Source organism: Streptomyces sp. NPDC058576, from assembly GCF_042718715.1.
Lineage (GTDB): Bacteria > Actinomycetota > Actinomycetes > Streptomycetales > Streptomycetaceae > Streptomyces.
Genome location: NZ_JBHXPF010000017.1, coordinates 24020 through 36227, shown reverse-complemented (window position 1 = coordinate 36227; position 12208 = coordinate 24020). Strand labels below are relative to the sequence as shown.

Here is a 12208-nt window from a genome sequence, read left to right as displayed (position 1 = left end):
GCAGCGCATAGCGTCCTTCTCATGACTCAGCTGGACGCGCGGCCACAGGCCGGAGACACGGTACGGGGAAGCGCCCCGGCCGACGGCGGTGACGGCCGTGGCGGCGTACGGGGCAAAGGGCTCGGCGGGAACTCCGTCGGCCTCATGGGCAGCGCCGTCATCGGCGTCTCCACCGTCGCCCCCGTCTACTGCCTGACGTCCACCCTCGGCTCCACCGCCGGAGAGGTCGGCGTGCAGATGCCCGCCGTCTTCCTGGCCGGGTTCCTGCCGATGCTGCTCGTGGCCTTCGCCTACCGCGAGCTGAACAAGGCGATGCCGGACTGCGGCACCTCCTTCACCTGGACGGTGAAGGCGTTCGGCCCGCGCGTCGGCTGGATGTGCGGCTGGGGCCTGGTCATCGCGACGATCATCGTGCTGTCCAACCTGGCGGGCGTCGCCACCTCGTACTTCTGGCTGCTGGCGGGTGAGATCACCGGCAGCGATTCGATCGCCGCCCTGGACGACAGCAAACCCGTCCACATCCTCACCTGCCTGGTCCTCATCGCCGTCGCCACGGCCATCAGCTACCGGGGCATGACCGCCACCAAGGGCATCCAGTACGCCCTGGTCGGACTGCAGTTGGTCGTCCTCGCGCTGTTCGTGACGATGGCCCTCGGCAAGGCCGGCAGCGGCGGCCCTGACTTCGCGTCCTCGCTCGACTTCTCCTGGTCCTGGCTGAACCCCTTCGCCGTCCAGTCCTTCGCCGCCTTCACGGCGGGCCTGTCCCTCTCCATCTTCATGTTCTGGGGCTGGGACGCCTGTCTGACCGCCAACGAGGAGACCACCGGCAGCGAGAAGACCCCCGGCCGCGCGGCCCTCATCGCGATGGTCGTCCTGGTCGGCTCCTACCTGGCCACCGGCGTCGCCGCGCAGATGGCCGTCGGCTCCGGCTCCTCCGGGCTCGGCCTCGCCAATCCGGACACCTCCGACAACGTCTTCGCCGCCCTCGCCGGACCGGTGATGGGCCCCGGCCTCGGCATCCTGCTCTTCCTCGCGGTCCTCGCCTCGGCCGCCGCCAGCCTCCAGACCACGTTCATCCCGGTCGCCCGCACGGTCCTCGCGATGTCCGCGTACGAGGCGATGCCGGCCTCGTACGCCAAGGTCCACCCCCGCTTCAAGACGCCCGGCCGGGCGACCGTCACGGCGGGCATCGGCACCGGCGTCTTCTACACGGTGATGACCCTGGCCAGCGAGCACGTCCTGGTGGACACCATCTACGCGCTCGGCCTCATGATCTGCTTCTACTACGCGCTGACCGCCTTCGCCTGCGCCTGGTACTTCCGCGCCGAACTGACCCGCTCCGCCCGGGACCTGATCTTCAAGGGCCTCTTCCCGCTGCTCGGCGGCATCCTGCTCGCCGCCGTCTTCGCCAAGACCCTCTACGACATGTGGGACCCGGCGTACGGCTCCGGCTCCTCGGTGTTCGGCGTCGGCTCGGTGTTCGTCATCGGGGTGGGGCTGCTGCTCCTCGGCGTGGTGCTGATGGTCGCGATGGAGCGCCGCAGCCCGGCGTTCTTCCGGGGCGAGGTGCTGACGAAGGAGACCCCGGCGCTGGTGGTCCAGGACTGAGAGCGCGGCGGGGCGGGCCCTCGGCCGTCGCCGCGCCGCTCGTACGATGAGGCCATGAAACGAGCTTCGGCGGGACGTCTGCTCCAGGTGGTCGGTGTCGTTCACGGTGCCGTCGGTGCGGTGATCTACCGCGATGTGTTCGCCGACATCGGCCGAGGGCCCGTCGTCGGCTCCGTGCCCGACCGGGGCGACCGGGCCGCCGCCTTCTGGTTCATGGCCGTCGCCCCCACCCTGTGGCTGGGCGGCCGGCTGCTGCGCTCGGCGGAGGAGAACGGTGACCTGCCGGCCCAGCGCGCGGCGGGCGTCGCCCTGGCAGCCGTCGGCGCGGTGGGCACGGTCGCCATGCCGAAGAGCGGCTTCCCGAGTCTGGTGGGGATCGGCGGGGTACTGCTGCGCAGGTCGCTGCGGTCCACGGACGCGTAAGGGCCCCGGCGTACGCCGGGGCCCTCGGTGGTGCGGTGTGGCCAGGGTCTACGGCCGCCAGTAACCCAGCGCGTTCACCCGGTCCTTGGGCAGGCCCAGCTCCTTGCGGAGGTACGCCGACAGGGTCCGGGTGGTCGACGTGTCGCAGGCGACCCAGACGTACGCGTCCGAGTGGTCCGCGCCCAGCAGCTCCGGCAGGGCCGCCTTCACCTCGGACACGAGATGCGCGCCCGCCTCGCGCCGCTCCACATGGTGCAGGGTGTGGTGGGCCTCGTCGAGGCGGAACGGCAGTTTCCGGTCCTCCTCGTGCGCGGTCTCGAACCAGATGGTCGCCGGGGTCGACGGGATCGCGTCCAGCAGGGAGTTGATCGCGGGCAGCGCCGCCGCGTCACCGATCAGGAAGAGCCGCGAGGGCGTCGGGTCGGGCAGCGTGAAACCGGTGCCCTGAAGCGTCGCGTCGATCGTGTCGCCCGGCTTCGCCGCCCGCACCCAGTCGCAGGCGGAGCCTTCGTGCAGGGCGAATTCCAGACTGAAGGTGCCGGACTCCGGGTCGGGGTCGACCAGGGTGTAGGCGCGCTGATGCGGCTTGCCGTCCTTCTCGAACCACAGCCGCACCCACATCGTCGGATGGGCCCCGCCGGTCGCGGCCAGCAGCCCGCCGTCCGTCACGTGCACCCGGCGAAAGCGGTCGGTGACCTGCTCCGCGCCGGTCACCGTGAACGTGAAGTCACGCCCCCGGAACAGTTTGAGAACGACGCCTTCCCAGCCATGCCCCACGATGTCTCCCGCCTCGCCCCGGTGCCCCGGCCCACTGCCCAAAGGGTCACTTTAGGTTAGGCTAACCTAAATTTCGGGGGCTGGGGAGTGGCTGAAAAGCACCGGAAGCGGGATGGGGAGCACGATGACCGTCGGCGTCGACTGTGAGAGACCGGCAGAGAGACCGGAAGAGAGACCCGGTGACAGGTCGGAGGAGGGGCTGGGGGAGCGCCCGGACGAGGGGCTCGGCAGCGGATCCGGCCAAGGGCTCGGCCACGGGGCGCCGGGCGGCTTCGAGCTGTTCCGTGACGACTGGGGGATCCCTCACCTGCGGGCCGCCGACGCCCTGGCGCTGGCCCGCGCCCAGGGCCACGCCACCGCCCTCGACCGGGCCTGGCAGCTGGAGACCGAGCGGCACCGGATGCTCGGCACCAGCGCCTCCTGCCTCGGCGCGGAAGCCGTCGACTGGGACCGGTTCGTCCGGCGGGCCCGGATCGCCGACACCGCCCGCCGCTGCTTCGACCGCCTCGCGCCCGAGACCGCCGCCTGGGTGGCGGCGTACGTCGACGGCGTCAACGACGGCCTCGTCGAAGGGGCCGCCCGCGCACCCGAGTTCGCCGCGGCCGGCATCGCCGCCGGCCGCTGGGAGCCCTGGACCCCGCTCGGCGTCTGGCTCTCCACGCACATCCTGTTCGCGGGGTTCCCGACCAAACTCTGGCGCGAAGAGGTCGCCCGCCGGCTCGGCGAGGACCGGATGACCCTCTTCGCCACCGACGGCCCCGGCACGGCGGGCAGCAACGGCTGGCTGCTCACCGGCGCCCGCACCGCCTCCGGCGCCCCGCTCCTCGCGGGCGACCCGCACCGCTTCATCGAGGACCCCGGCGTCTACCAGCAGATCCGGCTTGCCTGCCCCGAGTTCGACGTCGTCGGCCTCGCGGTCCCCGGAATCCCCGGCATCGCCCACTTCGGGCACACCGGAGGCGTCGCCTGGGCGATCACCAACGCCATGGCCGACTACCAGGACCTCTACCGGGAGCAGCTGCGCCGCACCCCGGACGGCGGGGTGGAGGCGCTCGGCCCGGACGGCTGGTACCGGGCCCACGTCCACACCGAGACGATCGAGGTGGCGGGAGCGGACCCGGAGCCTGTGGAGGTGATCGAAACGGACCGGGGACCGGTGATCATCGGCGGCGACCCCGAGGCCGTGGAGAGCGTCAGTCTGCGCTACCCGCCCCGCGTCACCGGCCGGCTCGGCTTCGACGTGCTGCCCGCACTGCTCCGGGCCCGTACGGTCGCCGACGTCGACGCCGCCCTCGACCGCTGGGTCGAGCCCGTCAACGTGGTGCTCGCCGCCGACACCGCCGGGGACACCCTGCACCGGGTCGCCGGACACGTCCCGGTGCGCCCGTACGCCAACCGGCTGCGGGTCGTTCCCGCCGAGGACCCCGCGTACGCCTGGCGCGAGGGCGAAACGGTCCCGCTGCCCCGGACCGAGGCCGACCGCCCCGACGGGATCGCCGTGATGGCCAACGAGCGCGGCCTTGCCGCCCCGCTCGGCGTGGAGTTCGCACCCCCGCACCGGGCCCACCGGATCAGGGAGTTGCTCGGCGCCGGCACCGGCTGGACCCCCGACGCCCAGGCCGCCGTGCACACCGACACCCGCCTCGCCTCGTCCCGCCCGCTGCTCTCCCTGCTCGCCCGGGCCCCCGGCCTCGGGCCCGCCGCCGAACGCCTGAGGGACCGGCTGCTGCGCTGGGACCGCCACATGGACGCGGACAGCACCGACGCGACCCTCTACGCCCGGCTGCGCAACGACGTCGTGCACCGGCTGGCCGACCACCCCGCGCTGAAGGGCGTCACGGGCGCCGACGACCCGTGGCGCTCGGCCGCCCACCCCGCCCTCTTCCGTCCCTGGCTCGCCGCCGTTCCCCGGATCGGCTACGCCCTGGAGAGCCTGCTCACCGTCGGACTCCTGCCGTACGAGGACCGGTTGGCGGTCGTCGCGGCCGCGGCCGAGGCCGTCGCGGCGGCGGCCGGTGAGACCCCGCCGGGGCCGTGGGGCGCGCTGCACCGGCTGTCGCCCTGGCAGGCCCTGCCGGACCTCACGCCGGAGGGCTCCGACGCGGAGGCGATCCGGCCGGGGCTCGCGGGCGACCACGACTGCGTGCTGTCCACCTCCAGCGTCCCCGGCGTCACCGACCTGTTCGCCCGGGGCCCGGCCGCCCGCTACGTCTGGGACCTGGCCCGTCGCGAGGACAGCCGGTGGGTGGTGCCGTTCGGCGCGTCGGGCGTCCCCGGGTCCGCCCACCACCGCGACCAGACGCCCCTGTGGGCACGGGGCGCGCTCGCCCCGGTCGTCACCGACTGGAACCTGCTGCACCGCACCGGGGGCACCCGGAACACCGAGAAAGAGCCCGCCATGACCGTCACCGAATCCACCGAATCCCCTGTGCCGGCCGAGCCCGTCGCGCCCGCTCTCCGCCCGGCCGTGCACGAGCAGAAGGTCGAGGGCTTCGGCACCGTCCGCCTGGTCCCGGTCGACCCGGCGACCGACGCCGACCTGCTGCACGGCTGGGTCACCGAGGAGCGGGCCCGCTTCTGGGGCATGGCCGACCACACCCGCGAACAGGTCCGGGAGATCTACGAGTTCGTCGGCTCGCTCCCCACGCACCACGCCTACCTCGCCCTGCGCGACGGGGTCCCGGCCGCGCTCTTCCAGACGTACGAGCCGGACGCCGACCCGGTCGGCGAGTGCTACGACGTACAGCCCGGGGACTTCGGCATCCACCTGCTGATCGCACCCGCCGAGGGCGAAGGAGCGGTGAAGGGGTACACGGAGGCCCTGCTCACCGCGTTCATCGCCCACGTCTTCAGCGACCCGGCCCACCTGCGGGTCGTCGTCGAGCCCGACGCCCGCAACCAGAAGGCCCTCGCGCGGATGGTCCGGGTCGGGTTCGAGCTGGGCCCGGAGATCGAGAAGCCGGAGAAGACGGCCCGGCTCGCGTTCCTGACGAGGGCGGCGCTGGGACTCGGGTAACCGGAACCGCCCACGCCGGGGCGGACCCCACGGCCCTACGGGGCCGGGTCCGCCCCGTCCGGATGCAGCGCGCCGCCCGGCCGGAACAGCCGCTTGGCCACCGCGTGCCCGCCCTCCGCCGCCTGCCGGAACCACGGTTCCGCCGCCGCCAGGCCCTCGCGCTGCTCGACCAGGCGGCCCAGCTCCCACATCGACTCCACGTCACCGGCCTTCACCGCCTGCCGCAGCAGCCGCTCGGCCGTGTCGGGACGCCCCTCGGCCCGCGCGGTCAAAGCGAGCGTCCGCAGCCCCCGGACCGCCCGCGCGTCCCCGGCGGCGGCCGCCGCCGCCAGCTCGCGCGGATCGGCGGGGCGGCGCGAACGGTTCCACAGGATCAGCAGGATCCCGAGCACCCACATGATCCAGCTCAGGCTGATCAGCGTGCCGTTGCCGGTGATCACGCCGGTCAGGCTCAGCGCGCCGCCCGCGGGCAACAGGAAGTGGCCCAGCCCCAGCCCCGGCCCCGGACCCGGTCCCGATTCCCATCCCATGGCAGCCCCTCTCCGTCCGGCGCGTGCTTCGACCCTTCCCCCTTCTCAGCCCTCCGTACCGGTCGCCCTGATGTTCTCCGTGTCGAGGAAGACCGGGTTGGTGAGGGCCGCGAGGGCGCCCGGCAGCCCCGGCACGGCCGGAGCGTGCCGGACCTCGGCGCGCACGTACGCGGCGTGGGCCGGAGTCGTACGCCACTCCACCACGCCCGCGCCGGATGCGGGCAGCGGGGTGGTCAGCAGGGTCCCCTGATCGGTGACCAGGCGGACGGTGCAGTCGGCGGCCGCACCCGACACCTCCAGCCGTACGGTCACCGGAGCGTCCGCCGCCGCCCGCAGCCGCTCCCCGATGCCCGCGTGCCGCCCCCGCCCGTCCGTCGCCCCCAGGGAGAGGGTGAGGGCGGCCGACTCGGCGAGGTAGGAGCGCCCGGCCCGGATGCCCGCGAGGACCGCCTGCCGCGACAGCTCCTCGGCCAGGACGACGGTCTGCGGGTGGCCCACCCGGTCCGGCTCGCGGTGGGCGTCGCTGCTGCCCATCGCGGGGAGCCAGCGCCCCGGCCCGTCGTCCCCCTTCCCTGCGGCGGCCACCAGCGCGTTGTCCCACGCGGCTAGGGCGACCTCGTCGTCCGGGGTCCAGGGCCCGTTCCACACCTCGACCGCGTCCGCCTCGGCGAGGCCGAACTTCCAGTTGCAGCCGATGCAGGTGGCGTGCGGATGGGCGGGCACGACGAGCCCGCCGGCCCGGCGCACCTGGCGCGCGTACCGGCCGAAGCGGTGGTCGCGGGCCCGGTAGCGCCAGTCGACGAAGACGCCCGGGTCGGTGCCGACGGCCAGCACGTGCCCGTTGCGGGTGGTGATCTCCTCGCCGGTCAGGATCAGCAGGTCGTCACCCCACAGCCCCTCCCACGCGGCGTGCGCGGAGGTGGTGTTGTGCTCGCTGCTGTTGATGAAGTCGAGCCCGGCGGCCCGCGCGGCGGCGGCGACCTCGGCCGGGGTGCGCCGCCCGTCGGAGTGCGTGGAGTGGAGGTGGCAGTCGCCCCGGTACCAGGCCCGGCCCCGTCCCCTGGCCCGCTCGGGCGGGTAGACGGGCGTGGGGGCGGGGGCGCTCTCCCCGAGGCGCAGGGTGACGGTCACCTCGTACGGCAGCCCCTCGGGCGCCACGGTGTAGGGGGCCAGGGCGATGTGCCAGGTCCCGGGGCGTACGGGGCCCGGGAGGTAGCCGGGCGTCGCGGCGTCGGCGCGGACGAAGAACGAGGTGCGCGCCCCGCCGGACCAGCCCCGGAAGCCGCGCCCGCCGAGTGCCGTACCGCGTTCGTCGAAGAGGCCGATGTCGAGGGCGTTGCCCTGGGTACCGGGCGGCACGGGCGGTTTCCCGTACGCGTACGAGACGGCGAACTCGGCCACCCCGCGCGGTACCTCGACGGGCAGATACACGTAGTCGGGCGATCCGACGGGCAGCGTCCCGCGCACGGTCCGGGTGCGGAGGGGGCCGTCGGGGCCGGGCCCGGGGCGGTCCTCGGCTCGGGCGAAGCTCACGGTCGCCAACGTTAAGCCGGTGGCGGCGGTCGCGGCGAGGAGGCCGCGCCGGGCCATCGGGGGCAGGGGCGGTTTCTGGGCATTCGGTTCGTGGTCGCTGTTCATGGCCGTCACGGTCTCGGATTTCACCGACGTACGGCTTACGTTGGCGCTTCGCACGGACGACGTACAGAAGGACGACTACGGACCGACGCGCAGGGACCGACGCGTACGGACCGGCTGACGTCCACGTAGACACGTACCGACCGACGACCACGACGGAGGCGTTCTCGATGCGGATCTCCACCACGATCTTCCTCACCGACGAGACGGTGACCCCGGTCAGGCTCGCCCGCGAGCTGGAGCGGCGCGGGTTCGACGGGCTGTATCTGCCCGAGCACACGCACATCCCGGTGATCCGCCGCACTCCGTACCCGATGGGCGGGGAGCTGCCCCGCGAGTACGGCCGGACGCTGGACCCCTTCGTCGCCCTCGGCCAGGCCGCCGCCGTCACCGAGCGTCTCGCGCTGGGCACCGGCATCACGCTGGTCGCCCAGCACGACCCGATCGACCTGGCCAAGCAGGCGGCGACCCTGGACCACCTCTCCGGCGGCCGGTTCACGCTCGGCATCGGCTACGGCTGGAACGTCGAGGAGGCCGCCGACCACGGGGTGGAGTGGTCGACGCGCCGGGAGCTGGGGCGGGACCGGATGGCCCTGATGCGGGCCCTGTGGGCGGACGAGCCGACCGGTCACGCGGGTCGGTTCGGCTCCGTCCGGGCGAGCGAGGCGCACCCGAAGCCCTTCCAGCGGCCCCGCGGTCCGGTCAACGGCCCGCGCACGCTGATCGGCGGCGGTGCGGGCCCGAAGCTGTTCGCGCACATCGCGGAGTACGCGGACGGCTGGCTGCCCATCGGCGGCGGGGGTCTCACGGAGTCCCTGCCGAAGCTCCGGGCGGCCTGGGAGGAGGCCGGGCGCGATCCGAAGGGCCTCCAGGTGGTCCCGTACGCGGTCCTGCCGAGCCCCGGGAAGCTTGCCCACTACGCGGATCTGGGCATCGAGGAGGTCGTGCTCCAGCTGCCCCCGGCGGACGAACCGGAGGTGCTGCGGACCCTGGACGCGTACGCCGCGTACCTCTGAGGAAGGGCCCCTGAGGGGCCGCCGGTGCAACCGGGCCCGCGTACAAGGCATCCTTACTCACCGGGGATCGCATACGCGGGCCACAGGCCCGCCCGGGTGGGGAGTGGAATGAACAGGCCGTTGCGGCACATAGCCATCTTCTGCGGGCTGCTGGTGCTGGCCCTGCTGCTGCGGGCGAACTGGCTCCAGCACGTCGACCGCCAGGAGCTGGCCCAGAACGAGCACAACGCCCGGGTGCGGTTCGAGCGGTTCTCCACCCCGCGCGGCGACATCATCGTCGGCGGCAAGGCGATCACCGGGTCGAAGGAGACCGAGAGCCGGGACTACGCCTTCCGCCGGACCTACAAGGACGGTCCGATGTACGCGCCCGTGACCGGGTACGCCTCCCAGGCCCGGGGCACCTCGCTGCTGGAGCGGACCTACGACAGCGTCCTCAGCGGCCAGGACGACCGCTTCGCCTTCCGGCACGCCAAGGACGTCCTGACGGGGCAGCCCCGGCGCGGCGGCGACGTGATCACCACGATCGACGCCAAGGCGCAGAAGGCGGCCTACAAGGGGCTGACGGACCTGGGCGCCCGGGGTGCGGTCGTCGCCCTGGACCCGCGCACCGGCAAGGTGCTGTCGCTGGTCTCCACGCCCTCGTACAACCCCGAGGCCTTCGCCGGCATCTCGTTCAAGGAGAGCGACCGCTTCACGGCGCTGGAGAAGGAGAAGGGCAAGCCGCTGGCCAACCGCCCGCTGCGCGAGACCTACCCGCCCGGCTCCACCTTCAAGATCCTCACGGCCGCCGCGGCACTGGAGCACGGCGTGGTCACCGACGTGGACGCCAGGACGGACGCGGTCTCGCCGTACCCCCTGCCGCTCTCCACGAACAAGATCGGCAGCGAGGCGGGCGACGGCGTCTGCAACAAGGCGTCGATGAAGACCGCCATGCAGTACTCCTGCAACAACGTCTTCCTGGACGCGGCGTCCGAACTGGGCGAGGACCGGATGCGGGAGACGGCGGAGAAGTTCGGCTTCAACGAGGACGTGTACACGGAGGAGTTCGGCGACCTGCTCGCCACGAAGAGCCTCTACCCGCCGAAGCTGGACAAGCCCGGCACGGCCCTCACCGGCATGGGCCAGGGCAGCCTGACCAGCACCCCGATGCAGATGGCGATGGTCACGGCGGCCCTCGCCAACGACGGCAAGCTGATGCAGCCGTTCATCGTCGACGAGCTGCGCGGCCCGGACCTCTCCACGCTGGAGAAGAACGAGCCGATGGAGATGAGCCAGGCCGTCTCGCCGGAGACGGCGAAGAAGGTCCAGGAGATGATGGAGCACACCGCGAAGGAGGGCAGCGCCCAGCGCGCCCTGATCGACGGTGTCACGGTCGGCGGCAAGACGGGCACCGCGCAGCGCGGCGTGAACGTCCAGGACGAGGTCCCGTACGGCTGGTTCGTCAGCTACGGCAAGAAGGACGACGGGCGTTCGGTCGCGGTCGCCGTGTTCATCGACCCGACGGACATGGACATCTCCCGCTCCGACATCTCCGGTGGCCGGCTGGGCGCGCCGATCGCGAAGAGCGTGATGCAGGCGGCGCTGGGGGACTAGGGCCTGTCGTAGGGGGTGCCCTGCCCCTCAGGGGTCGACGATCAGGCAGGCCGAGGCAGGACTCTGGCCAGCGCCGTGGCGTCGCCCTCCACGGTCACACCGTGCTCCTCGGCAGTGTCGATGCCTGTCGCGCCCTGGAGCAGCGCGACGAGTGCCGGCCCGGGGCCCATCACGGTCGCATCGACCCGGGCGTCCTCGGCGCACGGAGCGACGGTGACCGTGCCGGAGGCGGCTGTGAGGTCGAAGCCGTCGGCCGGGGTGCCGAAGCGAATCACCGTCCGGGGCCGGTCGGGCTCGTGATCGCTGAGCAAGTAGCGCGCGGGCCGGCTGAGCCAGTGCATCTGGAAGACGGCATCCGGCGGTGCGGACGGCACGGTCGGCGCGCCCCACTTGAGGAGCTCGCGGATCACGCCGTCCAGCGCGACGCCGCGCGCGGTCAGCCGGTAGAGCGCGGGACCGGCCGCGCGGTCGCCGTCCGTACGGGACAGCACCCCCTGCTCCTCGAGATCGCGCAACCGCTGGGTGAGCAGGTTCGTCGCTATGCCGGGCAGCCCGCGCTGAAGCTCCCCGAACCGCAGCGGCCCCTGGATCAGCAACTCGCGGACCACCAGCAGGGTCCACCGATCCCCGACGACATCAAGAGCCCGCGCCACCGCGCAGAGCTGACCGTAGGACTTCATCCACACATTCCTTGACTTTTCCACTTGGGCGCTTGAAATAATAAAGTGCCACCCTAGTCGCCCGGTCCGGAGGTCTCGATGCCCGCCAGCCTGTCGCCCAACGCGCCCAAGGTCCTGCACGACTACTACGGCATTCTTCAAGCGGGTACCGCCGCCTACCAGGAGGGTGCTCGGATGCGCGAGCTCCTGACGGGTCATCTGGACTTCACCGGCTCCCTGGCAGGACACCTCGCCGACGCCACCGAAGGCTTCCTGCGCGGAGTCGCGGGCTTCATCGGCACCGTGCGGGACATCGAGATCATCCAGGATGTGCACGACGATTCCGGGTCGGCCGTGCTGTACGCGGCCACGATGCCCGGGGGGCCCGTCACGTTCGCGGAGTTCTTCACGTTCGAGGACGGCCGGATCAACACCCTCGACCTGCACTACAACGGCCCGGAGTACCTGGACAAGGGCGGCCGTTGATGGGCGGGACCGACCTGCGGGAACGGGTACGGGCGGCCTTGGGCGACCGCCGGACTCGCGAAGTCACGATGTTCGGCGGGATCTCGTTCATGGTGGACGAACGCATGGTGGCGGCAGCACGCGGCGACGGTGAACTGCTGCTCCGCATCGACCCCGCGCTGCGGGAGCGCCTCCTGACCGAGCCCGGCGCCCACGAGGCGGTCATGGGCGAGGGCCGGTCCATGGGGCCCGGATGGCTGGCCGTCGACGAGGCGGCGCTGGCCGGGGAGGGCCTCGCCGAATGGCTCGGACACGCCCTCGACTTCCACGCGTCCCAGGGAGAACCGTGAGTCGTCCCACGGCCGCCCGAACTCCGTGAGCTCGTCCCGCCGCCACGGCCTGAGGGCACTCCGCCGCACTGCGGGGCGGGACCGGGTGCGCCTTCCAGCCCGTCCGGCGTTTGAGGACGGAACCGTCCGGGTGGAC

At 72.8% G+C, this 12208-nt stretch carries 11 protein-coding genes; 7 read left to right on the top strand and 4 right to left on the bottom strand.

The window, feature by feature from the left end; translation table 11 throughout:
• Positions 1-21 precede the first annotated feature (21 nt).
• Positions 22-1608 (top strand): APC family permease, encoded by a 1587-nt coding sequence (locus ACFWRV_RS14875; RefSeq protein ID WP_384333709.1) that lies wholly within the window; start codon positions 22-24, stop codon positions 1606-1608.
• A 54-nt stretch (positions 1609-1662) separates the two neighbouring features.
• On the top strand, positions 1663-2031 hold the full coding sequence (locus ACFWRV_RS14870) for a DUF6463 family protein (RefSeq protein ID WP_384333706.1): 369 nt from the start codon (positions 1663-1665) through the stop codon (positions 2029-2031).
• Between the two features lie 48 nt (positions 2032-2079).
• On the opposite strand, the gene ACFWRV_RS14865 is transcribed toward ACFWRV_RS14870, so the two are convergent.
• Positions 2080-2808 (bottom strand): siderophore-interacting protein, encoded by a 729-nt coding sequence (locus ACFWRV_RS14865; protein WP_384333932.1) that lies wholly within the window; start codon positions 2806-2808, stop codon positions 2080-2082.
• A 124-nt stretch (positions 2809-2932) separates the two neighbouring features.
• Here ACFWRV_RS14865 and ACFWRV_RS14860 point away from each other — a divergent pair, with 124 nt between their 5' ends.
• Positions 2933-5824, top strand: coding sequence for a GNAT family N-acetyltransferase (locus tag ACFWRV_RS14860; RefSeq protein WP_384333929.1), 2892 nt, complete (start codon positions 2933-2935; stop codon positions 5822-5824).
• Positions 5825-5859: 35 nt separating this feature from the next.
• Here the strand turns inward: ACFWRV_RS14860 and ACFWRV_RS14855 are convergent, their stop codons facing one another.
• Positions 5860-6354 carry a sel1 repeat family protein gene (locus tag ACFWRV_RS14855; protein WP_384333703.1) on the bottom strand — a complete coding sequence of 165 codons (495 nt, stop codon included), beginning with the start codon at positions 6352-6354 and terminating at the stop codon, positions 5860-5862.
• A gap of 45 nt (positions 6355-6399) precedes the next feature.
• On the bottom strand, positions 6400-7944 hold the full coding sequence (locus ACFWRV_RS14850; RefSeq protein WP_384333926.1) for a CehA/McbA family metallohydrolase: 1545 nt from the start codon (positions 7942-7944) through the stop codon (positions 6400-6402).
• 215 nt (positions 7945-8159) lie between these two features.
• Here ACFWRV_RS14850 and ACFWRV_RS14845 point away from each other — a divergent pair, with 215 nt between their 5' ends.
• Positions 8160-9005 carry an LLM class F420-dependent oxidoreductase gene (locus ACFWRV_RS14845; protein ID WP_384333700.1) on the top strand — a complete coding sequence of 282 codons (846 nt, stop codon included), beginning with the start codon at positions 8160-8162 and terminating at the stop codon, positions 9003-9005.
• Between the two features lie 108 nt (positions 9006-9113).
• The gene (locus ACFWRV_RS14840; protein ID WP_384333697.1) at positions 9114-10598 is read left to right on the top strand and encodes a peptidoglycan D,D-transpeptidase FtsI family protein; all 1485 of its coding nucleotides are present in this window, start codon (positions 9114-9116) and stop codon (positions 10596-10598) included.
• Positions 10599-10639: 41 nt separating this feature from the next.
• Here ACFWRV_RS14840 and ACFWRV_RS14835 read toward each other — a convergent pair whose 3' ends face one another.
• Entirely contained in the window at positions 10640-11278 is a 639-nt protein-coding gene (locus tag ACFWRV_RS14835; RefSeq protein WP_384333694.1) for a winged helix-turn-helix transcriptional regulator, read from the bottom strand.
• 78 nt (positions 11279-11356) lie between these two features.
• Between ACFWRV_RS14835 and ACFWRV_RS14830 the strand changes: the two genes are divergently transcribed.
• Together ACFWRV_RS14830 and ACFWRV_RS14825 are read left to right on the top strand one after the other, a co-directional pair.
• Positions 11357-11743, top strand: coding sequence for a hypothetical protein (locus tag ACFWRV_RS14830; RefSeq protein WP_384333691.1), 387 nt, complete (start codon positions 11357-11359; stop codon positions 11741-11743).
• Positions 11743-12072, top strand: a complete 330-nt coding sequence (locus ACFWRV_RS14825) for a TfoX/Sxy family protein (RefSeq protein ID WP_384333688.1) — start codon at positions 11743-11745, stop codon at positions 12070-12072. The genes ACFWRV_RS14830 and ACFWRV_RS14825 overlap by 1 nt, the downstream gene beginning before the upstream one ends.
• The last annotated feature ends 136 nt before the right edge of the window (positions 12073-12208 follow it).